23 protein-coding genes, 1 tRNA gene and 1 riboswitch are annotated in these 26086 nt (G+C 58.9%); of the genes, 7 read left to right on the top strand and 17 right to left on the bottom strand.

The window, feature by feature from the left end:
- Positions 1 to 20 precede the first annotated feature (20 nt).
- Positions 21 to 214, bottom strand: a riboswitch (cobalamin riboswitch).
- Between the two features lie 149 nt (positions 215 to 363).
- Positions 364 to 440 (bottom strand) — tRNA-Arg (locus HDF08_RS07745).
- Between the two features lie 65 nt (positions 441 to 505).
- Here HDF08_RS07745 and ispG point away from each other — a divergent pair.
- Positions 506 to 1738: a flavodoxin-dependent (E)-4-hydroxy-3-methylbut-2-enyl-diphosphate synthase gene (ispG, locus tag HDF08_RS07740; protein ID WP_179637919.1), complete on the top strand. Its 1233-nt coding sequence runs from the start codon at positions 506 to 508 to the stop codon at positions 1736 to 1738.
- Positions 1739 to 2134: 396 nt separating this feature from the next.
- On the opposite strand, the gene HDF08_RS07735 is transcribed toward ispG, so the two are convergent.
- From HDF08_RS07735 to HDF08_RS07715, 5 genes are all read right to left on the bottom strand, one after another.
- Positions 2135 to 2686, bottom strand: a complete 552-nt coding sequence (locus HDF08_RS07735) for a PEP-CTERM sorting domain-containing protein (RefSeq protein WP_179637918.1) — start codon at positions 2684 to 2686, stop codon at positions 2135 to 2137.
- A 368-nt stretch (positions 2687 to 3054) separates the two neighbouring features.
- Positions 3055 to 4242 (bottom strand): glycosyltransferase family 2 protein, encoded by a 1188-nt coding sequence (locus HDF08_RS07730; protein WP_179638868.1) that lies wholly within the window; start codon positions 4240 to 4242, stop codon positions 3055 to 3057.
- Between the two features lie 692 nt (positions 4243 to 4934).
- Positions 4935 to 6242 (bottom strand): spinster family MFS transporter, encoded by a 1308-nt coding sequence (locus HDF08_RS07725; protein ID WP_179637917.1) that lies wholly within the window; start codon positions 6240 to 6242, stop codon positions 4935 to 4937.
- A 196-nt stretch (positions 6243 to 6438) separates the two neighbouring features.
- A complete protein-coding gene (queF, locus tag HDF08_RS07720; RefSeq protein ID WP_179637916.1) occupies positions 6439 to 6870 on the bottom strand; it encodes a preQ(1) synthase in 432 nt (143 codons plus the stop codon).
- Positions 6871 to 7131: 261 nt separating this feature from the next.
- A complete protein-coding gene (locus HDF08_RS07715; protein WP_179637915.1) occupies positions 7132 to 7737 on the bottom strand; it encodes a histidine phosphatase family protein in 606 nt (201 codons plus the stop codon).
- A 232-nt stretch (positions 7738 to 7969) separates the two neighbouring features.
- Here HDF08_RS07715 and HDF08_RS07710 point away from each other — a divergent pair, with 232 nt between their 5' ends.
- The 4 genes from HDF08_RS07710 (at position 7970) to HDF08_RS07695 (ending at position 11598) form a co-directional block, all read left to right on the top strand.
- Positions 7970 to 8197, top strand: a complete 228-nt coding sequence (locus tag HDF08_RS07710) for a CbtB domain-containing protein (RefSeq protein WP_179637914.1) — start codon at positions 7970 to 7972, stop codon at positions 8195 to 8197.
- Between the two features lie 242 nt (positions 8198 to 8439).
- Positions 8440 to 9150 (top strand): CbtA family protein, encoded by a 711-nt coding sequence (locus HDF08_RS07705; protein ID WP_179637913.1) that lies wholly within the window; start codon positions 8440 to 8442, stop codon positions 9148 to 9150.
- Positions 9151 to 9356: 206 nt separating this feature from the next.
- Entirely contained in the window at positions 9357 to 10493 is a 1137-nt protein-coding gene (locus tag HDF08_RS07700) for a type IV pilus twitching motility protein PilT (RefSeq protein ID WP_179637912.1), read from the top strand.
- A 127-nt stretch (positions 10494 to 10620) separates the two neighbouring features.
- Positions 10621 to 11598, top strand: coding sequence for an NAD(P)-dependent alcohol dehydrogenase (locus HDF08_RS07695; protein WP_179637911.1), 978 nt, complete (start codon positions 10621 to 10623; stop codon positions 11596 to 11598).
- Between the two features lie 20 nt (positions 11599 to 11618).
- Here the strand turns inward: HDF08_RS07695 and HDF08_RS07690 are convergent, their stop codons facing one another.
- The 8 genes from HDF08_RS07690 to HDF08_RS07655 all read right to left on the bottom strand — a co-directional run bounded on the left by HDF08_RS07690 (position 11619) and on the right by HDF08_RS07655 (position 19498).
- Positions 11619 to 12527 (bottom strand): hypothetical protein, encoded by a 909-nt coding sequence (locus HDF08_RS07690; protein WP_179637910.1) that lies wholly within the window; start codon positions 12525 to 12527, stop codon positions 11619 to 11621.
- Between the two features lie 55 nt (positions 12528 to 12582).
- Positions 12583 to 13143, bottom strand: coding sequence for a carbonic anhydrase (locus tag HDF08_RS07685; protein ID WP_179637909.1), 561 nt, complete (start codon positions 13141 to 13143; stop codon positions 12583 to 12585).
- Positions 13144 to 13343: 200 nt separating this feature from the next.
- Positions 13344 to 14588, bottom strand: a complete 1245-nt coding sequence (locus tag HDF08_RS07680) for a M48 family metallopeptidase (RefSeq protein WP_179637908.1) — start codon at positions 14586 to 14588, stop codon at positions 13344 to 13346.
- A gap of 128 nt (positions 14589 to 14716) precedes the next feature.
- On the bottom strand, positions 14717 to 15055 hold the full coding sequence (locus HDF08_RS07675) for an ArsR/SmtB family transcription factor (protein WP_179637907.1): 339 nt from the start codon (positions 15053 to 15055) through the stop codon (positions 14717 to 14719).
- Positions 15036 to 15491, bottom strand: coding sequence for an SRPBCC family protein (locus HDF08_RS07670; RefSeq protein WP_179637906.1), 456 nt, complete (start codon positions 15489 to 15491; stop codon positions 15036 to 15038). Before HDF08_RS07670 ends, HDF08_RS07675 begins: the two co-directional genes overlap by 20 nt.
- Positions 15492 to 15727: 236 nt before the next feature.
- Entirely contained in the window at positions 15728 to 16336 is a 609-nt protein-coding gene (locus tag HDF08_RS21645) for a type II secretion system protein (protein ID WP_257030913.1), read from the bottom strand.
- Complete coding sequence (locus HDF08_RS07660) at positions 16330 to 16884, bottom strand: type II secretion system protein (RefSeq protein ID WP_179637905.1); 555 nt, start codon at positions 16882 to 16884, stop codon at positions 16330 to 16332. Before HDF08_RS07660 ends, HDF08_RS21645 begins: the two co-directional genes overlap by 7 nt.
- Positions 16874 to 19498: a cohesin domain-containing protein gene (locus HDF08_RS07655; protein ID WP_179637904.1), complete on the bottom strand. Its 2625-nt coding sequence runs from the start codon at positions 19496 to 19498 to the stop codon at positions 16874 to 16876. The genes HDF08_RS07660 and HDF08_RS07655 overlap by 11 nt, the downstream gene beginning before the upstream one ends.
- A 210-nt stretch (positions 19499 to 19708) precedes the next feature.
- Here HDF08_RS07655 and smpB point away from each other — a divergent pair, with 210 nt between their 5' ends.
- Both smpB and HDF08_RS07645 read left to right on the top strand, forming a co-directional pair.
- A complete protein-coding gene (smpB, locus tag HDF08_RS07650) occupies positions 19709 to 20248 on the top strand; it encodes an SsrA-binding protein SmpB (protein ID WP_179637903.1) in 540 nt (179 codons plus the stop codon).
- 62 nt (positions 20249 to 20310) lie between these two features.
- Positions 20311 to 21867 (top strand): leucyl aminopeptidase, encoded by a 1557-nt coding sequence (locus HDF08_RS07645; protein ID WP_179637902.1) that lies wholly within the window; start codon positions 20311 to 20313, stop codon positions 21865 to 21867.
- A gap of 470 nt (positions 21868 to 22337) precedes the next feature.
- Here HDF08_RS07645 and HDF08_RS07640 read toward each other — a convergent pair whose 3' ends face one another.
- The 3 genes from HDF08_RS07640 to HDF08_RS07630 all read right to left on the bottom strand — a co-directional run bounded on the left by HDF08_RS07640 (position 22338) and on the right by HDF08_RS07630 (position 26036).
- On the bottom strand, positions 22338 to 24389 hold the full coding sequence (locus HDF08_RS07640; protein WP_179637901.1) for an arginine--tRNA ligase: 2052 nt from the start codon (positions 24387 to 24389) through the stop codon (positions 22338 to 22340).
- 229 nt (positions 24390 to 24618) lie between these two features.
- Entirely contained in the window at positions 24619 to 25638 is a 1020-nt protein-coding gene (locus tag HDF08_RS07635; protein WP_179637900.1) for a lysylphosphatidylglycerol synthase transmembrane domain-containing protein, read from the bottom strand.
- A gap of 152 nt (positions 25639 to 25790) precedes the next feature.
- On the bottom strand, positions 25791 to 26036 hold the full coding sequence (locus HDF08_RS07630; RefSeq protein ID WP_179637899.1) for a hypothetical protein: 246 nt from the start codon (positions 26034 to 26036) through the stop codon (positions 25791 to 25793).
- Between the last annotated feature and the right edge of the window lie 50 nt (positions 26037 to 26086).

Raw genomic sequence — 26086 nt, 5'->3', positions numbered from 1 at the left:
GGCGTGTGTCATTGTGTCCGATGTGGACACTGTTTACGGCAGGTCTTCGGACTTACAAGCTACCTAATCGCTCCAGCTTCCCAGTCCACTAACAGACCAGTGCTCTTGTTGGAGCTTTCGTTCCTGATTACCGCTGCGGGGCAGTTCCGGACTCTCACCGGATTCCCTTTTGGTTGGCTTCTCTGAAGCAACCACCGGAAACAGTTTCGAGTATAGATCAGATAAATATTCCGGACAAACGAGATGAATTTCCGTGAAGAAGCAGATGTCAACGCTTTGTCGGAGTTATGTTTGGATTTGGTTTGGAAGTAACGGCCTGGGGCAGGAGTCCTGACGCGAAGCGCGATTCGGACATTTGTGGCGTGGTGGCCCGGGGCAGAGTCCAACTGCCGACCTTCGCGTTAGGAGTGCGCTGCTCTATGCAACTGAGCTACCGGGCCACGTCTCGGTAGTGTATCGCGTAGGTTGTTGGTGGTGCGGTGGTAAACTTGGGGGTGGAGAGTTTATGCCTGAGATACAGCGTCGACGTGCGGTAACGGTGAATATTGGTGGGGTTCGGGTTGGGTCGGATTCGCCGGTCGTGGTGCAGTCGATGACCAATACAGATACGGCTGATGTCGAGAGTTCGGTGCAGCAGATTGCGGCGCTGGCTCGCGCCGGCTCGGAGATGGTGCGGGTGACGGTCAACAACGACGAGTCGGCGAAGGCTGTGCCGGCGATTGTCGAGGAACTGGCGAAGAAGGGCTGGTCGACTCCGATCATCGGCGACTTTCACTACAACGGTCACCTGTTGCTGAAGAAGTATCCCGAGACGGCCAAAGCGCTGGCGAAGTACAGGATCAATCCGGGTAATGTGTCGATCGGTCGGAAGGATGATGACAACTTCCGGACGATGGTTGAGGTTGCGGTGGAGCATCAGAAGCCAGTTCGAATCGGCGTGAACTGGGGTTCGCTCGACCAGGCGCTGCTGACGAAGATGATGGACGAAAATTCGAAGTCAGCCAATCCCCTGCCCGCTCGCGACGTGATGATGGAGGCGATGGTTGTGTCGGCTCTGGATAACGCGACAGCTGCCGAGCGGTATGGGCTGCGGCGAGATCAGATTATTTTGAGTGCGAAGGTCTCGGGGGTGCGGGATCTGATTGATGTTTATACCGAGTTGGCGAAGCGTTGCGACTATGCGCTGCATCTTGGGCTGACCGAGGCCGGCATGGGGATGAAGGGCGTTGTGGCTTCGGCTGCCGGTCTGGCTCCTTTGCTGCTCTCTGGGATTGGGGATACGATCCGGGTTAGTTTGACTCCTACTCCCGGTGGGGACCGGTCGGAGGAGGTGCGTTGCGGACAGCAGATTCTGCAGTCGCTTGGGATTCGCAGCTTTATGCCGCAGGTGACCAGCTGCCCAGGTTGCGGTCGGACGACTTCGACCTACTTCCAGGAGCTGGCGGAGCGGATTCAGGGCTACCTTGTGGCGTCGATGCCGGAGTGGAAGAAGCGGTATCCGGGGGTCGAGGAGTTGAAGCTGGCGGTGATGGGCTGCATCGTCAACGGGCCCGGGGAATCGAAGCATGCCAACATCGGGATCTCGCTGCCGGGTACGTTTGAGGAGCCTAAGGCTCCGGTTTATGTTGATGGCAAGCTGTTCACCACGTTGAAGGGTGATCGGATCGTCGAGGAGTTTCAGGTGATTCTCGATGAATATGTCGAGAAGCGGTATGGCCGGGTGCTGGTGGAGGCTTAGACCCTCCCGACTCATGGCCTTGACCGATTCTTTTTGTGGCTTCTTTTCGCCAAGGTACCCCCCTCCCCCCTCCGGGGTATTTTGGACATAAGATGCTTATTTTCAATAACCTGCAGGTGGGTATTGTCCGCAAGCTATTCATTTCAATTGGGTTATTGCTAAAATACTTATTATCAATGAATTAGCCCCGGAGTGTCTCCGGGGCTGATGTTTTTCTAATCTTGTTACAAGTATAGCTGTTGGAGTGGAACTAATACGCCAGACGGAAGTGATTGCCGGGCAATAACTTGCGTCTATTCGACACTTGACACAGTTTTAGCCACCGTTGAATGGAATAGAAAAGCTGCGCATACAGAGCAGCTTTCCATAAAGTCAATCGGGATTCGACGATCAGTGTCAGGCGATGATTCTACGGCGGAGTCCACCGATCATTCCCAGAAGACCGGTGCCCAAAAGTGCGAACGTGGCTGGCTCCGGAACTGCAGAGACCAGCGGAGTGATGCTCACGTTCGCGGTTTGATCTTCGCTGACAAGACTGCCTGGAAATCCGAAGAGGCTTTGCTGATACTGCGAAGGAATGCCCAGGAAGAGATTGGCGTCAACGCCGTTCGCCAGTTGGTAGGAGACGCCCGCGTTGTCGAGCGAAGCGGAGGTGTTTCCGCTGGAGAAGAACAGAAGGTTGTCATTGAAGCCGAAGCTGCCCGGGGCAAGAATGCTGGAGATTGCTTCGCCGTCGGTCGTGCCGGTTACGCCGACGATCCTGTATGTGCCGGCGGTGGTTGTGGCCTTGGCGTCGAACTGGCCAGAGCCGGAGAAGGGTGTACCGGGAAGTCCGGTAACGCTACTGTTTCCTGTGAAGCTGAAGTTGAAGAACGTATCGGCGAATGCCGAGGCAGAGGATAGCATCGCGAGTGCGAGGCCACAGACGATCATCGCTGGCTTTTTCATGTTGCTCCTGGAAAGTTTATTTCTAGTGGTACATCACGCATACGTGCACCGATGTTGAGCAGATTCCCAATGACCGGGAATGTTTAGCTGTAATTCATAAAACAATTCAGGAGGATGCACTTCGTTGCAGAATTGTGGAATTCGATTTCCCGTTAGTGCGAAAGGCGGACGAGACAACGGTGAAACGTCCTGCCGGACGGGCCTCCTGCGCGGAGGGCGGTCACTTCGTGACGTGTCTACCGGTCTTGATGAGGGGACCGGCCTGGTCCTCCCGTTGGTCGGAAAGAGTTGACTGCTCGATACATTTGTTGAAATTAAGATACGGCTGGAACCGTGCCCCTGAGCAAAAGCAGAATTCCAATACGCACCTAGCGGGGCGATGATTTCTTGCGGAGTTCGGAGAGGGGGTAGAAGGTGCCACGCCAGGTGACGCCGCCTTGCTTGAGGGTGGTGAGCATGGAACGGAGGATGGAGGATACGATGAGCGCGGCGCTAACCGGAAAGAGAACGGCGTACCAGGGGGACACTCTGCTCTTGCGGCTGGATAGAACGTAGAGGAGTGCTACAGAGGCGAGAGTAATAATCGCCGCGATGCGGGTGTTTGGGAGGGCGACGAAGAAGACGGGAGCTATGCAGAAGACCGTGATCGAGAGGCAGGAGAGAAGGACGAGGGCGGGGTTGTAGTGGAAGATGGCGAAGAAGTTTTTTGTCATGCCGTTGAGGATGCCAGAGACGCCGCTGGCCCAGTGCACGTTGACTAATCCGGGGCCGGTGGCGATGCGCTGACGGAAGCCCTGGCGTTTGATTCGGGTGCCGAGGGCGAGGTCTTCGACGATCTCCATGCGGAGGGCTTCGAAGCCGCCTAGTTGCTGATAGACAGTAGTACGGAGGAGGTTGAAGGCTCCTACACCGACGGCGTCGCGGAGGGCTTTGGGGTCGGAGATGCGCCAGGTGCGAACGGCCCAGAGGCTCATGACCTGCAGGTAGCTGAGGAGCATGCCCTCGCCTGCGGATTTGATGGTAGCGGTGGGGAGGAGGACGAAGTGGTCCGCCTGAGTGGTGACGGTTTGGGCGAGCGCGAGGCGGAGGGTCTCGGGGCGGAAGAAGATGTCGGCGTCGGTGAAGAGGAGATAGTCGGGGTGGTGGAGGGAGATGGCGTGGCGGGCGGCGAAGGCCATGGCGTGGGTTTTGCCGAGCCAGCCGGTGGGGAGTTCGGTGATGCGGAGGGCGGTGAGCTTAGCTGGATGTTGGGTGGCAAGGGCGTTGATGATTGCGCCGGTGGAGTCGGTGGAGCGGTCGTCGACGGCGATGAGGTGGAGGGCGGCGTAGTCCTGCTGGAGAAGAGAGGTTAGGCATGCGGCGATGCTTTTTTCTTCGTTGCAGGCGGGGATGATGACGGCGATGGAGGGACGATCAGGTGGGGTTCGATTGTGAGCTGGTGTGGTGAGGTCGGGGACGCGGCGGAGGCCGACGGCGGAGGTGAGGGCCTTCCATATCCACAGGAGTGCGATGAACCAGGCGGAGAGTTTGAGAATTACATCGAGCCGACCATTCAACAATTTGACCCGATCTTTTCCAGCCAATTTTTCAACTCGTTATAACCCTCCAGAGGGAGAAGAACTGTTCCATCCTGAAGGTGAATGACTGGAACATTCTTCTTGCCTAGGTTCAAATAGACCCATAGACAACCGGAATTCCTTACGCTGTAAATGAGTCGTTCTTTCCGTACAGGACCAATACCCTCGATAGGCAAAAAGAGGTCGTCGTACTCGACGTTGCCACGAGCGTCTGTCACTACGCATCGATTATTTTGACTCTCAACACTGCATCCAACCCAGTTGCCCCGTCTAGTGAAATCGAATACTACCGTAGGAGGCCGTAACCAGACTGCGTTGGTTGGCAAGTTCTTGGGGTGTGACGGCGTGGATCGACCCCACCAGATGAGACATTGCAACCCGCCGCCCAGGACGGCGATCACAGTCAAGAATCCGAATATTGTTTTTGAGAAACGCTTCATGGAATCGTCCTGTTTCTTCTAGGCGATGGTACTAGTGTAGTGAGTCCAAAGTTCGCCGCCTAACAACGCAGGTCCTTCGACTGCATTTGGCGCAAAGAACGCGCCAAACTTCGCTCAGGATGACACTTCATTTACTAATGAACTTTGAACTGAACACACTAAAGCGAACTGAGAGTAGTTTCGGGTTTTGTCCCTTAACGAAAGGTTGTCATTGCGTCGCGTGCGTGTGACTTATGTCTTTGCAGCGGCGAGGATCTCGTCATGCAAAGGTGGGGCGTAGCGGGAGCCGAGGAAGAAGATGACCGAGGCGAGGAGCAGGGTGATGAGGGTGGAGCCGAGGCCGAGGTTGAGGGTGGAGCGGTCGCTGACGGCGCCGATGATGCGGGGGGAGATGGCGTCGCCCAAGGCGTGGATGATGAAAAGTTGGCCAGCCATGGCGGTGGCGCGGATCTCTGGACGGACAGCGTTGAGGGTGGCGGCGTTGACGGGGCCGGTGCCGAGGAAGATGAGGAAGATGGCTGCGCCGAGGCCGTAGAGCGTGAGGTTGTGGGGGCCGAAGAAGCAGAGGAGCGCGGGCGGGACGGCGATGGCGGCGCTGATAGCGGGGACGAGATAGAGGGCTTTGGGATTGGTGCGCGACCATTTTTGCGCGATGGTGCCGCCGGTGATGGTGCCGCCGAGGCCGGCGACTACGGTGATGGCTCCCATGATGTAAGCGGCGGAGGATTGGCTGCGGCCGTCGATGCGCTGGAGGAAGGAGGGCATCCACCAGGAGATGCCTCCGAGGGAGAAGGTGACGGCAGCGTAGCCGAGGATGGAGCAGAGGTAGGCGGGGTTTTTGATGAGGGAGAGGATGGCTCCCTTTTCGAGTTTCGCCTTGCCGTGTTCGCCGGCGGTTGCGTCTCCACTGGCGGCTGGATCTCCGCTGGCTCCGCGGGCTGGCTCCTTGAGGAAGATGGCGATGAGGATGGCGAGGATGGCGGCGGGAATGGCGGAGACGATGAAAGACATACGCCAGCCGTAGTGTTCGCCTACGGTGCCACCGACGAGGTAGCCGAGGGCTGCACCTACGGGGATGGCTACGTTGAAGATGGTGAGGACGCGGTTGCGCTGGTCGGGCTCGTAGTAGTCGGCGAGGAGAGAGGGGGCGAAGATGCCGAAGCTGGCTTCGCCTACGCCGAGGGCTGCGTGGCGGAGGTTGAGCGAGTCGTAGGAGTGGACGGTGGCGGTGAGGAAGTTGATCGCGGCCCAGAAGAGGGCGGCGGTGACGATCATGGGCTTGCGGGGGAAGCGGTCGCCTAGCCATCCGGTGATGGGCGAGGTGAACATGTAGGCGATCATGAACCAGAAGGTGAGGCGGCCGATGTGCTCGTCGGAGAGGTGGAACTCGTGCTTGACCTGCTCCTGTACGCCGGGGAGGATGTAGCGGTCGATGTAGTTGACGAAGTTTAGGGCGGTGAGGAGGACGAGGGCGGTGGTGGCTCCGGCGACGGAGGGTGCGTGTGTGGGTTTGGGCTTTTCTGTAGTCGAGGAGGCCATCTCGCTGGAAGGATAGCAGGTGTCTTGCGAGGATTTTTTTGGGGCGTGGGCGGAGGGTGGTTTTGTTCGGGGATATTGAGATTTAAGGTGTTTTGTTGTGGTGAATTGGTGGTGAGAACGTGGTGGTTTGTGTGGTGGATGTGGTGTTTTGGCTGGCGCTTTTTCGGAGACGAAAAGTGCGCCAGCTTTTTGAGATTTATTTTTGCGGGGGCGTTTCTGTGCGGGGGTAGGTGGCGGTGACTACGGTGGAGATGCCGCCGCGAGGGCGGAAGTCGCCTACGATTACGGCCCAGACGGGATTGCAGGCTTTGACGACGTCGTCGAGGATTTGGTTGACGATGTTTTCCTGGAAGATGCCGAGGTTGCGGTAGGTGAAGAGATATTCCTTGAGGGATTTCAGTTCGAGGCAGCTCTCGCGGGGCATGTAGCGGATGGTGATGCGTCCGAAGTCGGGGAGGCTGGTCTTGGGGCAGACGGAGGTGAACTCGGGGTCGTCGACGAGGATCTCGTAGGCCTTGAACTGGTTCTGCCAGGTTTCGATGGCGGGGAAGATGGCGTCGAGGCCGGACTTGGCGTGGTCGTCGGTGTAGCCAGTGGTGTGCGGGTTGGGAAGGATGGCGGTGCTCATGCTTCTATTTTAGCTTGTTTGGCGTGGGTTTTTGTTGGGTTTGGGTCTCGCAATGGCGGCCAATGGCTTGCCATTCACTAAGACGTTTTTGTTGCAGGCTGCAGCAGATCCCTTTGGAGATGACAACAAGTGAAACAAATGCAAGCGCAAAAGCAAAGATGCGGGGGTCTCTCCGCTGCGCTGTTCACGCTGAGGCTGTAAACAGCTTCGGTCGAGATGACGATTTATCGATGTGAGAAAGAAGCTAAAGCAAGATGACTGCTAATCCAGGATTGATTGGCTGTTGTCGCCGATGGTGATTAGTGGGATGGCGGCGGAGCGGAGGGTCCAGGTGCGGCCGTTGTGGCGGAGGTCGGTGAGGGTGAGGGGGGCTATGTCGATGCGCCAGAAGGATTGGGGTGGGGCGTCGAGGGTGTGGAGGATGGCGGCGCGGATGACTGCGGGGTGGGTGATGGCTATGGTGTGGCTCGTGTCTTCGCCGGTGAGTGTTGTGAGCCAGTCTCCGACTCGCGTGATGAGAGCGGTGATGGATTCGCCTTGGTGGGGGGCTGCGGTTGGGTCGGTGAGCCATTGGGTAATGGAGGCGGAGTCTTCGGCGTGTAGGTCGGCGAGGGTGCGGCCTTGCCAGATGCCGTAGTTCAGGTCTCGGAGTTCGTTGGCTGGTGTTGCGGTGAGGTTTAGGGCCCGGGCGGTTTGTTGGGTGCGGAGTTCGGGGGCGGTGAGGATGTGGTGGGCGCGAGGTGGTTGCCAGTTGATGGTGGTGAGTTTGGCGATAGAGGGTTCTTCGATGGGCTCGTCGGAGGGAAAGGCAGAGAGCCGCGTGGCGGAGGTGGGGGCGTGGCTTATGAGTGAAAGGCGGGCTGGCACGCGCTGGTCTCCGTGATGCTTCGCAAGGGGATGTGTAAAAGTGTTCGCGAGCTTGACTTTGATGATTGTGGCACATAGGGTTGAGATAGATTTTGATGAGGATGGAAGAAGCCGGTGAAAGTCCGGTGCGGTCGCGCCACTGTGATTGACCTGTAGTTCGGGTTGAGAGCCAGACGTTTCTTCCTCGTTCGAATGAGCAATGCGTGGGACGCACGATCCCTGGAGGTTACAAATGGCTCAATCCGTATTTGGTTCCGTTGCACAGCCGGTTTCCCTTCCCGCTCTACCCGTTGTTCCGCTGCGCGAGATTCTGCCGTATGCGGTGTTCGGTGGGCTGCTGTTGCTGCTGGCGATTTACTTTGTCGGCGCGGAGCAGGGCGCTACCTCGATGTTTCGCGGGACGATGGTGCATGAGTTTTTGCATGACGGTCGCCACCTTCTTGGCTTTCCCTGCCACTAGGGCGGGTTTTGCGTTGAAGTAAAGCGCAGGCAATCGCAGATACAAAGACGAAATTCGGGTATCTTGACGGATACCGCAGCATGAATCGGTTCGCGGCAACTGAGTGTTTTGGCCGCAATCGACTGTGTGGCTCACAAAGTGCCGTGAGCCACTTCGCTCAGGATGACGAGTCATAGGGGTTAGTCGATGTTCCAAATCCACACCTATAACTGCGAGCGACGCGCTCCGGGCAGAAGATTTTGATGACTCGAACTCTGCTCCTTCGCGGGATGCTGGTGGGCGTTGTTGCGGGCCTGCTCGTCTTTGCGTTTGCACGATGGATTGGCGAGCCGCAGGTTGAGCGCGCGATTGCGTTTGAGACGGCTGCGGATCAGGCCAAGGGCGAGGCTCCTGAGCCTGAGATGGTGAGCCGCCGTGTGCAGAAGAGTGCCGGGCTGCTTACCGGTGCGGTGGTTTATGGTGCGGCGGTGGGTGGGTTGTTTGGGCTGGTGTTCGCGTTTGCTTATGGGCGGATTGGGGGGCTGGGGCCGCGGGCGCTCGCGGCTGTGCTGGCTGGGCTTGGGTTTGTGGCGATTGTGCTGGTGCCTCAGTTGAAGTATCCGGCGAATCCTCCGGCGGTGGGGAGTGCGGAGACGATTGGGGTGAGAACCGGGGCTTACTTTTTGCTAATTGCTGTTTCGATATCGGCGATGGTGTTCTCGTTGCAGATGCGGAGGCGGCTGGCGCGGCGGTTTGGGGAGTGGAATGGTTCCCTGCTGGCGGCTGGTTTGTTTGTGGTGGTGGTGAGTGGAGTGGCGCACTTTTTGCCGGAGGTGGATGAGGTCCCGGCGGGGTTTCCGGTGACGCTGATGTGGAAGTTTCGCGTGGCGGCGGTGGAGATTCAGGCGGTGCTTTGGGGGGCGCTCGGTTTGGGATTTGGGTGGCTGACGGAGCGGGAGTTGCCGCGTCGGTAATGCTAAATGCTATGTCCTGCCGGACGAGCCCGCTGCGCGCGGCGCAGTCACTTCGTGACTTGTATACCTTGTTTGGTGAGGATTAACTGCTTGGGTTCTCCCTTTGGTCGGTGTGATGACTTGCTTCCAGATGCTAGCTGCGCGATAAAAAAATGTGATTTGTTTTTTGTTTGAACTACGTCTAAGTGCCATGAGGACAGCGCTGAATGGGTGAGTACGAGAACGAACTGTCGAAGCTGGTCGACCAACTAAACCGTTCAGCGATAAATCCGAGATCCAGTGAGAGACGAACCCTTGATCATTTTCTAACCAACGCTCTTCAGCGAAGTGCGTCCGATATGGTCTTCATAGCCGGGTCGCCGGTGATGCTGAGAGTGAACGGAGGTCTGACTCCGGACGTGGGGCTGCCCCTCTCCGGTGAGAATATTAGGGATATTTTGCTGCCACTGCTTACGTCCGCTCAATTGAACGAACTGCAGAAAGAGAAGTGCCTGGACTTCTGCTTTGTGCGTAGTTCGATTGGAAGATTCAGGGCCAATTTTCACTACCAACGGGGCACACTTGCGGCAGCGCTGCGTGTTTTGCCTGAGCAGATTCCTTCGCTTGAGTCGCTTCATCTGCCGGCCGCACTGGCGATGCTGGCGGAGCGGCGTCAGGGGCTGGTGCTTCTGACCGGACCGACTGGCTGCGGTAAGACCTCCACGCTTGCGGCGTTGGTTGATCGCATTAATGCGCAACGGCACGACCACATTATTACGATTGAAGATCCGATTGAGTATCAGCATGTGAATCGCAATTCTCTGGTGGAGCAGATTGAACTTGGTCACGACACGCTGAGCTTTGGCCAGGCTGTGCGTTCGGTGCTTCGACAGGATCCGGATGTGATTATGATCGGCGAGATGCGGGATAGCGAAACGATTGCTGCCGCCTTGACAGCCGCCGAAACGGGACACCTGGTGCTCTCGTCGCTGCATACCAATGATGCGGCGCAGACAGTTTCGCGCATTCTGGATACGTTTCCGACAGGTTACCAGTCGCAGATAAGACAACAACTGTCGCTGGCGCTGCTGGCGGTGATCTCACAACAACTGCTGTCGGCGGAGAATGGGGGCGGACGCTATCCGGCAGTGGAGATACTTGTGGCTACGGGAGCGACGCGGAATTTAATTCGACGTGGAGACGACCATCAACTGCGGGCCAGCATTGAGACTGGGCGCGCCGATGGGATGCTGACGATGGAACAGTCGCTGACGGAACTTGTGAGGGCTGGGCGTATCTCGAGAGAGACGGCGTTTGCACACTGCTATCACCCGGAGGATCTGCGGCGTCATCTGGTCGGCTGAGCGGGGTAAGTGCGCGCAGAGGGGGAGCTCGCTAGTTGGGACTTAACTTTGAGTTCGTCCTATACTTCCGGTCAACGGCTTGTCGCTTGTTGCGATCCATCTTGGCGGAAGCGATTGGAAGAGCGCGATGAAGGCTATCTTACGCACACAATACGGGCCACCAGACCTGTTGCAGTACGCGGAGGTCGCAACACCTGTGCCTGGGGATCGTGAGGTCCTGATCAAGCTTTGCGCGGCAGCGGTGAATCCGCTGGACCTGTACCTGATGAAAGGTGCGCCGTGGGATCGGTTGCCGGGACTGCGGAGGCGAAGACCGATGATCCTGGGTTGCGATGTGGCAGGCCGCGTGGAAGCGGTGGGCAAAGAGGTAAAAGGGTTTCAGGTTGGGGATGAGGTATTCGGGGTCACAGGTTTCAAAGGAGAAGGATTTGCCGAGTATGTATGTGTCGCCGAGGAGAATTTGGGGCCGAAGCCAGACAACCTGACGTTTGAAGAAGCGGCGGCGGTACCGGTGGCGGCTATTACTGCGCTGCAGGGTCTGCGCGATAAGGGGAGAGTTCGGCCAGGGTCTAAGGTTCTGGTGGAAGGGGCGTCTGGTGGTGTGGGCACCTTTGCGGTGCAGATCGCCAAAGCGTTTGGGGCTGACGTGACCGCGGTGTGCAGCACGAGAAATGTGGAGATAGCGCGTTCGATTGGCGCAGACCGTGTGATCGATTACAGCAAAGAGGATTTCACGCGGAACGCACAGCGGTACGATCTGATCCTGGGGGCGAATGCTCATCATTCGATCTTCGCCTACAGGAGGTTGCTGGCCGACGATGGAGTTTATGTCGCAGCGGGAGGCGGTCTGCCTCAGATCTTCGAGGCGTTTGTCCTGGCGCCGGTGCTATCGCGGATGGGGCGGAAGAAGATGGGTTTCTTTTTGACGAAGGTAACCCGGAAGGATCTGGATTTTATGAAGTATCTTCTGGAGAGCGGCAAAGTTGTGCCGGTTATTGACAGACGTTATCGGTTGAGCGAGGCGGCAGAAGCGCTTCGCTACCTGGCAGAAGGACATGCTCAGGGGAAGATTGTGTTGACTGTTTCGCACCGTCTCGATATCTGAGTGGGTCGATTCTTCGCACCTCAGTCGATGATGCTTTTCGCATACGAGGCACACTTCTCTACTTCTTTGGGCGAACGACCGGTTCCGGCATAGTCGCAATCTACGTAGGCTGTGATGGGAGCTTGCTTCTCCTTTAGGAACTGGAGGACTTCTTTCATGTGCGCTGCGCCTTCTCCAAATGGAACACTGGAACCTCCGGGCACCGCATCCTTGAGATCGAACGAGTACATGGACAGATAGTTGGTTTGGACGAACTGCAATGCATCGATCTTTGCTTTGGTCAGGTCGCCTATGTCGGGGTCCATGCGGAAGTACTGTGAGGCGGCGAGCTGTTTGTGTAGTTCGTTCAGATCGGAGAAATGAAGGCAGACGATCATTTGATGTTTTTCCGCTGCGGCCGCGACCGTATTTGTCAATGTTGCCGGGAGACGGTTAACGATTGAGTCTGCTCCGAGAGCTTTTGCCATCAGGAACAGGCGGTCGATCTCTGCCTCAGAGCTGCCGAATCTGAGCGAATAGGATTTTATTCTGAGGCCCTGTTTTTCAAAGGTGGACCGGATGTCTTCGAAGTAACTCATTGGAACTGAGAGTCGCCAGTTCGTCAGTGCGGCCTCGGTCGCCTTTTGTTGTTCTATCTGCTGGGGTGTTGGAGATGATTTTGGCGGATTGAAGACGCCGACAGGAAACACAGGGTCGAACTTTGCAGGCTCTACGTGGGTGAACAGGATCTGACAATCCTGCAGTCTCGCCTGCTTCATCGTTTGGATGATGATGGGAATCGCTTCCTGTTGGGAGAGAGCGCGCAGACTCCATGTGTTCAGTCCAAGGCGGAGTCTGTTTTCCGCAAAGCCGAGGCTCTGGCGCGAACAGACAGCTATGGCTGCAAGCGCACCTATTCGCTGGTTGAATTGCCTTCGTGAGAGGTTCATTGATTGCCTCGCCAATTCTAACTGGTCCCGACCAGGGATATTGGCGGGGATGGAGTTAACTTGTTCGAATCGGCGCAGGCGGTACGACGGTGTTGACCAGGCCGGTCGCTACGTCATAGACAAGGCCGGAGAGGAGCCATTTGGCGGGCAGTGCGGGAACTGCACGGAGTAGAGCTACGTCGGCAGCGACCGCGGCGTATGGGTCAGTGACGGCTTTTGCTTTGACTTCACTCTCGGGTATTTGAAAATAATGCGCGAGCTTGTCGGGGTCGCCTGCGAGGCGGGTGATGCCGCAGTCGGTGTGGTGAAGAACGATGAGGTGAAACTCTCCGCCTCCGGCGGGAGCTCCGCCGAGGACCTGGCCGATTCGTCCGAGTAGACCGAGTTCCTCGAGCAAGACTGGCGTGATTCGGCCACCGATGTTACGGATGACGAGGGCTTCCCCCAGTTTGATTCCCAGGATATGAGCCGGGTCGACGCGCATATCGGCGCAACCGATGATCGTGGCTTTCAGGTTTCCGCTTGCGGCAAGAAGGGAGGGCATCGTTGTGCCTTCGGCAGACTGTTGAGCAGCGATGGCTTTGTTGCGTTCTAACAAGGTATCTAGATTACTCATGTTAATTCTCCATGAGAGCGGTTGTGCGATCGCTTGGTCGATTGATTGCAGATGGTTCGAGCTAGGGCTTAGAGTCGCCGTCGAGCGCGGGGGATTCATGCTCTTTGTATAAGAGAAGGAGGAACCTGCCGGACGGGCCCGCTGCGCGCGAGGCGGCCACTTCGTGGCGGGTATACCCTTTTGCTCCCGTTGGTGGCGTTCTAGTTGCGGCGGCCCAGGGTTGGGCGGTCGTCGGTGTTGGTGGAGGGGTTGTTCGGGTTGTTGGGGTCGTTGTTGCCGTTGCCGCTGGCGGTGCGACGGAGCGTGGGCTTGTTGCCGCCCTTGCCGTCGTTGATCTTGCGTTTGTTCTCGAGACGGGCGAGGCGGCTCTTGACGTCGTCAAACTCCGAGGTGGTGACCATGTAGTCGGGACGCGCGGGGAGGATGGTGGCGATCTCTTCCTCAGAGTGCATGATGCGGTCGGGGGTCTGGGGGTGGTCGGCGAAGACCTTGGCGAGGGTGCCGGGTTTATGCTTCTCGAGGGCGTCGAGTTTCTCGAAGAACTGGACGAAGGCCTGGGGGTCGTAGCCGGACTTGTACATGTACTGGACGCCGAGCCAGTCGGCTTCGGCCTCGTCCATGCGTGAGAATTGCAGGAAACTTAGTGGGATGGCGAGTTGGGTGGCCTCATAGATGCCGTAGCCGGTCCAGCTGCCCTGGGTGAAGATGATGAGCGGGATGGAGCCGATCTGCGCGTAGTTCATCTTGGTCATCTGGCGGGCGGCGTGGTGGGCGCAGACGTGGGCGATCTCGTGGGCCATGACACCGCCGAGTTCGGCTTCCTCGTCGGCGGCGAGGATGAGGCCGGAGTTGACGTAGAAGAAGCCGCCGGGAAGAGCCATGGCGTTGATCTCGTCGGAGTCGATGACCTTGATGGTGAAGGGGACTTTGCAGTCGGAGTTTTTGACGATGTTCTGGCCGACGCGGTTGACGTACTCGACGATAACGGGGTCGTTGACCATGTGAGCGGACTTCTCGATCTCCATGGAGTATTGCTTGCCGGTGCGGATCTCCCAGTCAGTGGAGTACCAGTTGCCGATGCCGCGGCCGCCGATGTTGCGGGTGCCTACGGAGTTGACGTCATCTTCGCTACCGGCCTTGATGTTGGTCTTCATGTCCTCGCCGGGAGATGGGAGGCGGTCGGTTTTGTTCTCGGCTTTGACGGTTGCGGCGGCGTCCTTGCTCTCTTTAGGCGTGGCGGTGGGGTGGCCGGGGATGGGCTTCTCGGCAGGGACGTCGGATGGGATGGTGGCCGTGGGGGTGCTTGTCGGGGTTGGGGTGGGCGACTGTGCGGGTGGCGGGCTGCCGGCCGGGGCTTGGGATGGAGTCGGGATTTGAGTTTGGGACCACGCGGCGACGGATAGGGTGAGGAGGGCGGTCAAGCCAAGGTGCGTGACGGATCGCATGTGGGGTCTCCTGATGGGCCGCTTCCCTGCTGGCCGGACGCAGCTCGACGTGTCTTAGACCATAGTATGCGCCTTTTGGTGAGCGGAGGGATACTGCCTGGGTCTGCTCTGGTGGCTTTGCGAGCAGGCTACCTCTCGACGAAGGATTTTAGCCTGCCCAGCGCCTGATCCCACTGCTGGGAGACTTGGTCCAAATACCGCTTCATCTCTTCCAGAGGCTGGGGGTCGAACTCGAAGAGGCTTTCGCGGCCACTGCGGACGGCATGAACGATGCCGACGCTTTCGAGCACCCGCAGATGCTTGGTGATGGCCTGGCGGGTGAGGGGGGAGCCTTCGGTCAACTGGGCGATCGATTGCGGCGGGCCGGTGGAGAGTGTGATGACCAGCGACAGCCGCGTTCGATCTCCTAGGGCGGCGAAGACGGGGGCGTAGGATCTTTGGCGTCTGCTAGGGGTTCTGGGTGACATGGGCTTCGATATTGCCGAGCTGTTGCGCCCAGCCGTTGTCGTTCATGCGGAAGGCCTCGAGACGGCGGTGCTCGGGGATCTTGTCGAAGCCTGATTCGGTGACCTGGAGGAAGGTGCCGCCGGGGATACTCTTCAAACGAAATTCGACGAGGGTCGGAGGTTCGTTCGAGTAGTCGGCTTTGGGATCGACGGCGTAGGGGTGCCAGGTGTAGGAGAAGAGGTTCTCAGGCTCGATCTTCTGGGTGGTGACTTCCATGATAAGGTGCTCGTAGCCGGGATGAGTGATTTGGCCGCGGATGATGGAGCCGGGAAGGAAGGGGCCTTCGAGCTTGACGTGGAACCATTCGCCGAACTCGCGGTGGTCGGTGAGGGCTCGCCAGACGCGGGAGATGGGGGCTTTGAGTTCGATTGTTTTTTCGATGCGGTTGGTGGACATGGGCAACCTCTTGGTTGCATGTTAGAGGATGCGGGTGGAAAGTGCAACTTTTCGGTTGCTTTTACGTTTTTGATGTACTGGGTCTGCACAGGGTCTTGTGAGGGAGAGAAACAACAGCCGACTGCTGGGGGGTGAAAGCGACGAACGGTTGGGACTGGTAGGGTCCTTCGGGATCCTTCGCTGCGCTCAGGATGACAGCAAAAGCTGAGGGTGATATAGCTTCGCTTGGGCAGGTGTTACCAGGTGTTGTAAGAGGTGCCGTCGGAGGCGGTTTGCTGGGCTCCGCTGTGGACGTCGTCGATGCCGGTTTCGGTCTGGTCGAGGCTCATGTTGGTGTCCTCCTGGACGGGGAGCCAGGTGTCGGAGCGGTGGGTGAAGGGGTCGACGGGCATCGACTTGAGGTAGCCCGCCTGGACGAGGTCGTCGAGGGATTGGGGGGCCTTGGCTTTGTCGACGGTGTAGGAGTCGATGGCCTGGCGCATGGTGTGGAGATCTTCCTTAAGGACAGCCTCTTTGGCGTTGCGGATGTTGCTGGTGTAGGCGGGGATGGCGATGGCGGCAAGGAGGCCGATGACGACCATGACGATCATCAGCTCGAGGAGGGTAAAGCCTGAGGTGGGACAGGGTTCAGTGAAAAGGGGTTCAGGGAAACGGGGTGCAGGGTTTAGGGTGCAGGGCTCAGGGCTTGGGGCTGGTGTTGGGATGGCTGGGGTCTGTGAGAGTCGTGGCGCTCCGAACAAAATGCGGGGATCCTTCCCCTTCGACAGGCTCAGGGTCAGAATGACAGCGAAGTATTGGCGGATTACTGCGACGGTATCTTGCCGAATTGGAGTAGTGGCTACCATGTGGAGTACTTCGTTCCGTCGAGTGCGGTTCCGGTGCTCTTGCTGTGGACGTCAAAGACGTTTTGGCCGCCGAAGGAGTCGGAGTCCGTGTCGTCCTGGTTGGAGCGCATGCCCCAGTCGGTGTTGTTGGTCATGGGGTCGGTGGGGATGCGACGAAGAAATTTTACCTTTTTCCCCTGGGCGGCGGTGACCTCGACTCCATCGACGAGGGTTTGCAGGTCCGGGGGGTATCCGAGGGAGTCTGCTTTGATCTGGAAGGCTCCCTTGTCGGCGGCGTCTTTGTAGTGGTCGATGGCGTCGCGCATCTCCCAGAGGTCGCGGCGAAGTTCGCGCTCTTTGGTGCGTTTGACCTGGAAGCGGGCGATGGGAATGGCCGCGGAGGCGAGCAGGGCTACGATGGCGACGCAGATGATGAGTTCGACGAGGGTGAGGCCTGATTGTGGGGTTAGGGTGAAGGGCTTAGGGTACAGGGCGGAGGATTCAGGGCTGGGTGTGTGGCGTGCTCTACGCCCTGATCCCTGCACCCTGATCCCTGCCTTACTTGACATGCACCGTGGCCTGCGAACCGACGGCCGGAAGATTGGCCTGCGCGCTGTTGAGAGCGCCGACTTTGACGAGGGAGAGGGTGGAGTCTCCCGGGGCGATGGCCTTGAAGGTGAGGGTGCAGAGGCTGCCGGTTCCGCTGACTCCGGCCGTGTTGGGCGGACGGATGGAGGAGATGGCGACGAGGCCGTTGTCTTCGCGGTGGACGAGGGAGACGGCCTGGCCATCTTTGCCGAGGAAGTCTCCGGCGTCAACGTTGACGAGCTGGAGCAGCGCCGGGTTGAACTGGAGCTGGAGAGGCACGGAGAAGACGTCGCGTCCGTTGCCGAGCATGACGGCGACTTGGAAGGTGCTACCGACGGGCTGGTTGGAGTCTGGCGGGACGACGGTGAAGCTGACGGGTGGTCCGCCGACGGTTGGGGTCGCTGGAGTCTGGACTGCGGGGGTCTGGGTTGCCGCTTGAGGCGTGGCAGGGGGCTGGGTCGCGGGAGTTTGTGCTCCTGGAACGTAGTTGGCAGGTGGAGCGACTGGAGCGGCTTGCTGGCTTAGCTGCTGGACCATGGTGCTGGCTGCATTGGCTGCGCTGGTCGGTGAGGCAGGAGTGTGCGGTTTGTTGGGGTAGATGGGCTCGGAGTCGCTGTCGTTGGCGGACGCGTCGCGGCGTAGCTCGATCGACTGACCGGTGCCAGTGTCGATGGGGCGGACGTTGGCGCGGGTGAGAACAGACTCGCGGACGATGTGCGGGATGATGATGAAGACGATCTCTTGCTTGTCGTTGATCTTGTCGCGGGAGGTAAAGAAGTACTTGAAGAAGGGCAGCTCGCCGATGCCTGGGGTGCCGGCGATGTTCAGGGCGTCGTTCTTGGTGATGATGCCGGCGAGAAGACTGGGTTCGCCGTCCTTGAGAGTGATGACCTGCTCGGAGGTACGCTGACCGATGACGGGCTCGTTGACCCCGCTGATGTTGACGGTAGTGACCTGGGAGAGCACCTCGATCTTCATTTTGAGGGTGACTTCGCGGTCATAGTGGACGGTGGGGGTCATGTCGATGTTGACGCCGATATCGAGGTAGGTGAACTGGGTCTGGACGCCGATGCTGGCTACGCCGGTGGATACGCCTGCGTTGTAAGATCCGGTTGCTACGGGGATCTTCTCACCGATCTTCATGGTTGCGCGCTGACCATCGGTGGCGCGGATGCTGGGGTTCTGAAGGACGCGGGTGTCGGCGTCGGTGAGCAGCGCGTTAAGAGTGCCACCGGTGATGCCTACGGCGAAGTTGTTGGCGTTGAGGTGGGCGAGGGTGTTGAGGGTAAAGTTGGAGGTGGTTCCTGTGCCTGTGCCGGTACCAGTGCCGCTACTACTACTGCTACTGGATGAAGTGGTGTTGGGATTGGCCTGTGGGGTGAGGGTGATGGATTGCGGCAGCGTGATGCCGAGGTTGTGTTCGACGTTCTTGTTGACTTCGAGGACGGCGACATCTACGACCACTTCGGGGCGAGCACGATCAAGGTCGTTCAAAAGCTTTTGCGCGAGGAGGAGCTGGTCGGGCGTGGCGCGCATGACGATGGCGTTCTGGCTGGGAACGAGATAGATCTTTACGCTTGGATCGAGCAGATTGCGAATGGCAATGACGACTTCGTTGGCGTCGTTCTGCTGGCTGGCGTTGGTGAGATAAAAGGTCTGGACGGCTTGCTCGTCGAGGTCGGTGCGCTTGGTGCGCGAGTTGGTGGCGACGAAGATGGTGTTGGGTGTGATGGCCTTGTAGAAGGTGCCGGAGATGGTGCCGACGATGCGGAGGGCGTCCGAGAGGGTGACGTTGGTGAGGTCTACAGGGATGCGCTTGGAGCTGTAGTCGGGGTCGAAGAGGACGTTGAGGCCAGCCGCCTTGCCGATGGCTTCGTAGATGACCTTTACGTCCTCGACCATGTGGAGGGTGATGGGATCGTTAGAGACGGGCTTGAGTTCGACCGGGCCGGCGATGGAGCCGAGCGTGCTGAGGGTCTCGTTCTGACGCGACATCTGCTCTTTTGCCTGGGGAGTATTATCACGCTCTACCTGTTGCTCTCTCTGGATCTGATTGATCTCCTGCTCGGCGGCCTGGTTGCCGGAGTCGATCTGGAGGGCGCGATTGAACTGGGCCATTGCGCCCTGGATGTCGCCGTTCTGGCGAAGGACGCGGCCGCGATCGACGTGGGCGACTGCGGCCTGATAGCGCATCTTCTGGAAGTGCTCCAAGAAGCGGAGGTCCTTCGGCTTTTTTAGGACGGCGTTGTGATAGTCCTCGTAGGCTGCGTCGAAGTCCTGACGCGCTTCTGCGTCCTGGCCGCGCTTGTCCCACTTGGCGGCTGACTGGGCGTGTGCGGTTGTGGCGCAGAGACTCGCGATGCCGCAGAGGAGCAAAGCAGGGAGCGCGCGGCCTTGATACACACGACGGGGAGAGATTGATAGACGGCTGATTGTTTTGTACACGCGACCCATGCTGCTTCCGTTTTCGTCCTTTACACCGTGAAGAGTATGGCGTTTGCCGGAGATAACGCCTGCCGGGAAGATCTTTCCGGCGTGGGCGCTGCCTGTGGGGTCCGTGCTTGCCAGGCTGCTGCGCTCGGGTGAGTATAGCATTCGCTCCAAAGTGACCTCGTCAAAAAGTGGGTAGGTGTCGGGGATGGTCCGCGGTCGTTTTGGGGCACGGCTCGCGGCTGGAGGATTGGGCAGATCTCATGACGTCAAGGTAGGACTGACGGACGAGATTGTGATTAGACGCGCGGGAGCTGCTCGGGTGAGGGCTGCGTGTGAACCGAAAGTTGCAGGCATGTTAAAGTAAGAGATTGCATGGCACGTTCTATGTCCAACACGATAGCCGCCCACCAGCCCAAGCCGGTGGTGAAGGAGAAGGACCGCGACCCGGTGGCAGCGGGCAAGCGAGATGCCGCGTTCAACCGGTCGGCAAGTTTTAACTATTTTTTGACAGACAAGTTCGAGGCCGGGGTGGCGCTGCGCGGGACCGAGGTGAAGTCGATCCGTGAGGGCAAGGCGAATCTGAAGGACGCTTATGGGCTGCTGAAGGACGGCGAGTGTTTTCTGCTGAATGCGCACATTGGACCGTTCTCTCATGGGAATGCGATGAATCATGATTCGCTGCGTACGAGGAAGCTGCTGCTGCATAAGAGCGAGGTTCGGAAGCTCGAGGGTATGACGAAGCAGAAGGGATTTACGCTGATCCCGACACGACTTTATTTTCGCAATGGGCGGGTGAAGTGCGAGATTGCTCTGGCGAAGGGCAAGCAGGAGTGGGACAAACGCGCCACGGAACGCAAGCGCGAGGCCGATAACGAGGCCAAGGCCGCGGTGGCCCGGAGTCAACGAGGGTAGTTCTACTTTCGTTGTAGTTTTACTTCAAAGATGATCGACAGGCTGTCGGGTTACGATAGGGCATGGACACGAAGTTACTCTTTCAGGATGCTGCCGGGTTTCAAACGCCGCTGCTGGCTGTATTTGCCGTGGATATCGCTGTGGGCAAAGATGCTGAGCCGCTGGTGGCTTTGTTGACGACGTCGGATTCGGTGGCGGATTCGGCGGCGAAGGTTCTGGCGTCGGGCGAGTTCAAAGCTACGGTGGGCGAGACGTTGTTGCTGCATGGTCCGAATGGGTTGAAGACGGAGCGGTTGGTGGTGGTGGGGCTGGGCAAGGCGAAGGGCCTATCGGTGGATGAGGTTCGCAAGGGTGCGGGGACTGCGGTGCGTGCGGCCAAGCCGCTGGGAGTCCGGGAGATGGCGATTGCGTTTCCTGAGGACCATGCGCTGGACGATGAACACCTGGAGACGCTGCCCTGTGCGTTGCTGTCGCGCGTGTTGGTGGAAGGTGCGGAGGTTGCGGAGAAGGATTGGGATACGTATCGGAGTGAACGGAAGGACCGGTCGGTGCGGTCGCTTTCGGTGATTGCGAAGGAGGCAGAGAAGTCGACTCGGGCGGAGATTCAGGAGGGCTTTGACGCTGGAGTGATTGTGGCGGCGGCGCAGAACTTTGCGCGGTCACTGGTGAATGAGCCCGGCAATGTGCTGACGCCGACGGAGCTCGGTAAGCGTGCGGCGGCGATGTGCTCGGAGATGGGATTGAAGTGCGAGGTGCATTCGACGGCGAAGCTGCTGGAGTTGAAGATGGGGGCGTTTGCCGCGGTGGCGCAGGGTTCGGAGCAGCCACCAGCGCTGATTGTGATGACGTATGAGCCGAAGCTTGGGAAGGGTGAGGCGCTGGCGAAGGACGCTCCGGTGCTGGGGCTGGTTGGGAAAGGGATTACGTTCGACACGGGCGGGATCTCGATCAAGCCGGGCGATGGCATGGAGAAGATGAAGTACGACATGGCTGGGGCTGCGGCGATGATTGGCGCGATGCAGGCGATTGCGCAGCTGAAGCCGCGGGTGAAGGTGATTGGGGTGGTGTGCTCGGCGGAGAATATGCCGGATGGGAAGGCTTATCGGCCGGGTGATGTGGTGACGGCGATGTCGGGGAAGACGATTGAGGTGATTAATACCGACGCTGAGGGCCGTCTGGTGTTGGCGGATGGTTTGCACTATGCGAAGACGCTGGGTTGCACGCATCTGATCGATGCGGCTACGCTGACTGGCGCTTGCGTGGTGGCGCTGGGGATTGTGAATGTGGGGTTGTTCTCGAACGATGAGGGGGCATGGCAGAAGTTTACGGATGCGACGAAGATCTCGGGAGAGAAGTTCTGGCGGCTTCCCTGCACAGATGACTACAAGGATCAGATCAAGAGCCATATCGCGGATATGAGGAATACGGGCGCGAATCGGTGGGGTGGGGCGATTTCGGCGGCGATGTTCTTGAAGGAGTTTGTGGGGGAGACGCCCTGGTTGCATCTGGATATCGCTGGGTGTGCCTGGCACGATGAGAATAAGCCTTGGATTGCGAATGGGCCTAGTGGCGTGGCGTTGAGGTCGATTCTGGAGTGGGTGCGGGGGTACTCAGACTAGTAAGCGGTTCTGCCTTGCCGTACCACCCGAGAATGGTATGGTCCGCGCTCGAGCTACCAATGCACCCGAGAGGATATACATGATCTTAAAACCTATCTGTACGCTTGGGCATCGTGAGCCCGTGACCGTTCCTGCACCAATCCCAGAAAGCATTCAGTGCCTGATTTGTCTGCAAATGGTTCCCTCGAGGAACTGCACTCCTTCATCAGGCATGGCGTTTTTGATGTTTGAGTTTGAAAAGACAAATGCGGGGGTCTTTCCACTGCGCTGGTCACGATAAAACCGTGAGCAGCTTAGGTCGAGATGACGATTTTTTGAGTTTGCGCGAATGAAACAGGCAAAGGCGAACGGGCGCCAACGTTGTTGAAGCAGGCGTTAGCGATGAAGCAGGCGGCGGCAAAATGCGGGGATTCTTCGCTCCGCTCAGAATGACGGACTCTTTATAAATCCTAAGTATGTGTCTTTTAGAGTTACATAACGGGTGGGGCTTCGATGCCTAGATAGGCAAGGGCGCGGGTCATCTCGCGTTGTGCTACTGCGGCGGTGGCTAGCAGGAGGGATTTGCGGGTGGGATCGGTTTCGTTGAGGACGTGGTGGCGGTGGTAGAAGTTGTTGAACTGCTGGGCTAGCTGGAAGGCGTACTTGGCGAGGTAGGCCGGCTCGGCGGTAGCTATGCATTGCTCGATCAACAGCGTTAGTTTTGAGGCGAGGAGCCAGGTCTCCCAGAGGCTGCTTCCCTCTTCGGTGTCTAGAATGTTCGACAAGTCCAGTATGGCGATTGCGGCCAGAGATGCGGCTTCAGTGGTGTTGGCTTTGCGGAAGATGTTTGCGGCGCGGACGATGGCGTACTGGACGTAGGGGCCGGTCTCGCCTTCGAAGCTGAGGGCGTCTTTGAAGTCGAAGGCGATGATGGTGTTGCGGGTGAAGCGGAGCATGAAGTAGCGGAGGGCGCCTACTGCGATCTGCGTGGCGATGGTGAGGCGCTGGGCGGGTTCGATCTCGGGGTGGCGGGTGTCTACTTCGGATTTGGCGGCGGCGATGAGGCGGTCGAGGAGGTCGTCGGCTTTGACGCCGAAGCCCTTGCGGCCACTGACTTCGATGAATGGCTTCTTCTGGTCTTCTTCGCTGATGGTGTAGCCGAGTTCGACGGCGCAGCGAGGCGTGAGGGCGACCATCTCGTAGCTGAAGTGGGTGTAGCGGTCGGCGGCTTCGGTGTAGCCCATGCCGCGGAGGGCGGCGATGACGTTGTTCTGCGGGTCGTTCTGGCGGGAGTCGATGACGTTGTAGATGGCGTCGGCTTTGCCGAAGGTGGGGTGTGGGGTTTCTCCATGGGTGGTGGAGATCCAGCAACAGTGCGTGGGGTACTCGTGAAATTTTGCGTAGCCGAAGTCTTTGCCGGGGAGGAGGCCGAACTTCCAGAGGTGGTAGGCGATGTCCTTGCCGACGTAGGTGACGGTGCCGTTGGAGCGGACTATGACCTTGGCGTCTTCGTCGGGCAGGCTGGAGTCTGCGGTTGCTATTTCTTCTGATGTGCCTGCGCGTTCCTCTAACGTGCCGGCGCGACGCATGACGTAGCAGCCTTTGTTCTTGCCTGCGGTCTCGAGGTAGAGGACACCTTTTTCGAGCATGAGTTCGCGGGCTGCGTCCCAGAAGTGCAGGCTTAAAATCTCGCTTTCGCGGGGGAGGAAGTCGTACTCGATGTTGAGGCGCTGCATGGTGTCGAGGTGGCGGCGCAGGACGGCGGTGGAGATGAGGTCGGCGATGTCTGCGGTGTCGTTGTGGCCGATCTCGAGGGCGTGAAGAGTGTCGAGGCGGATCTGTTTTCGGGCTGCGATGTGTTCAGAATCTGCGGTGTACCACTGGGAGACGCGGGCGTAGAGATCCCAGCAGTAGAAGTCAATGCGCTGGTTGGTCTCGAGGAGCTCGGTGAGGAGTTCGCGGGTGCTGGTGAGGGTCTTGCCTTCGAGGTAGACGAGGCCTACGACTACGTCTGCGACCTGGACGCCGGTGTTGTCGATGTAGTTTTGTACGCCGACTTCGTAGCCGGTTTTGAAGGTGTCGGGGCGGAGGAGGCGCTGAAAGGTGTCGCCGAGGATGGCGTTGCGGAGGTGGCCGATGTGGGCGGCCTTGTTGGGGTTGATGCTGGTGTGCTCGACTAGGCGGAAGCCGGGGCCGCCGATGTCGGCGTGCTGGTCGGCGGCGATGCGGCGGATGGCGGCGGCGCGGTCGAGGCGGATATTGAGGTAGCCTGCGCCCGCTACTTCTACGCTGGCGACGCCTTCTAGTGTGGGGAGGGCTGCGGTGAGTTCGGCTGCTAGTTCCGTTGCGATGGCACGGGGGGCTTTGCGGAGGCGCTTAGCCAGCTCGAAGGCGACGGGGAGGGCTAGTTCGCCGAGGGTAATGCTGGGGGGCTGCTCTATAACAAGTTGCGGGGCGCCCGGGTTCGTAAGGGTGACGTCGTACTTTGCGAGGAGGATGGCTTGGATGCGGGCCAATAGAGACTGCTGGATTGTGCGATACATGCTTTGGGCGTCACCACTTGGAAGATGGGTTCAGTTTACTAGAGGCTTGTCCTGCCGGACGGGCCCGCTGCGCGTGGGGCGGGCGTTCGCACGCCTTTTTAGAGCTTCGCGTGGTCCTCCCGTTGATCGGAATGATCTCCCTAGCGACCAACGGGGAGCGCCAACCGAAGGGGTATATACACGAAGTGACCGCTCTCCGCGCAGGAGGCTCCTCCGGCAGGATCATTCTTTATGGCAGCGTGGCCGGCAGATCTTCAATTTCTTCGAGGAGGGGCTTGTGATTGTGGATGCGGATGCGATGAAGGAGGAAGATGATGCCACCCGCTCCGGTGACCGAGAGGAGCATCCAGACGTGAATCGCGAGGCCGAAGACCGCGGATTGCGACATCGACGCGCCGTGATTGACGAGGGAAGTTTTGACGGCGAGTTCGAAGGGGCCGATGGCTCCGGGGGAGCTGGGAATGAGATAGGAGAGGTTGGCGAAGGAGACGGCTAGCCAGGCAGCGATGCGGTCTACCGAAAGGCCGAGGAGACGGATGGCCGAGAGGAAGATCATGCCTTCGCAGGTCCAGATGACAACCGATTGAAAGAGCAGAAGAAGAGAACCGACGACGCCAAGGCGGCCGGTTGCGTCAAGGGCGAGGGTGATCCAGTGTTCGATTTTCTTCAGCAGTGGGGAGTCGGGAAGACGGGTGAAGAGCCGCTGCACGGGAGCCTGCAGGCTGCGCGCCGCTACGAGGAGGATGAGCAGGCCGATGGCTGAGACGGCGAGGGAGATGTTGGCGATGAGGCGGAGGCGCGGCGTGGCGATGCTGCCTACGGTCGAGACAAAGAGAAGGACGAGGACGAAGATGTCGAGGAGCTTTTCGAGGATGACGGTGCTGAGGATGACGGAGGGCGCGGTGCCGAGGTCGTCGGAATAGGTGAAGATACGCATGATGTCGCCGATGCGCAGGGGGAGGATGTTGTTGGCGGCGAGCGAGGTCATGAGGACGCGGGCGCAGACGACGAAGTGGGCGCGGAGGGAGCGGCCGTTGCGCGGCATCATCTGGCTCCAGCGAACGCAACGCAGGGTGTAGCTGGCGGCAGTGAAGGCGAGGACGCCAAGGATCCACACGGGGTGCGCGAGGCGGAGGGAGCGAAACTCGTTGAGCGGGATGTTGTGAAAGGTGTACCAGAGAAAAAAGGCGCTGATGAGAAGGCCGGGGATGGTCTTCAGCAGGTTGCGGCTGTTGGCGACGGCGCTCATGCGAGCAGCCAGAAGAACGCCGTGCGATGGGTGGTTTCGCGGGGAACCGGAGGGGACAAAGGACAATCAAGCATGCAGCTCCGATTGTATCGTCTGTGTGTGACCGATCTTCTTACATTTTGGGTTGCGAGGCTGTATGCGGCCCGGTGTGATTAGACGGAGAGGGAGAAGAAGACACTGCGGAAGGCCTCTTCGTCCTGTTGCGGATTCTTTCTGCGCTGGGGATCAGGTTCGGCGTGGGCCTCGACGCGGGAGATGAGGTCGCCATCCTCGCTGGCTGCAACGCTGCTGAGTCTTCGGCGCACGGTGGCGGCGGCTTTTCTGGCTTCCTGGGCCTGCAGAGTAGATTGGATAGAACCCAGTGCGAGCTGGCTGACGGGGTTGCTGTGAATGTGCACGATGTGGCTTCTCCTGATGTTCTTCCCTTCGTGTTATTGCCCTTGTGTTG

The sequence above is a fragment of the Tunturiibacter empetritectus genome (genome assembly GCF_013410875.1).
Classification (GTDB): domain Bacteria; phylum Acidobacteriota; class Terriglobia; order Terriglobales; family Acidobacteriaceae; genus Edaphobacter; species Edaphobacter empetritectus.
Note: the sequence above shows the minus strand (reverse complement) of the source record. Positions and strands in the feature narration are given on the sequence as shown.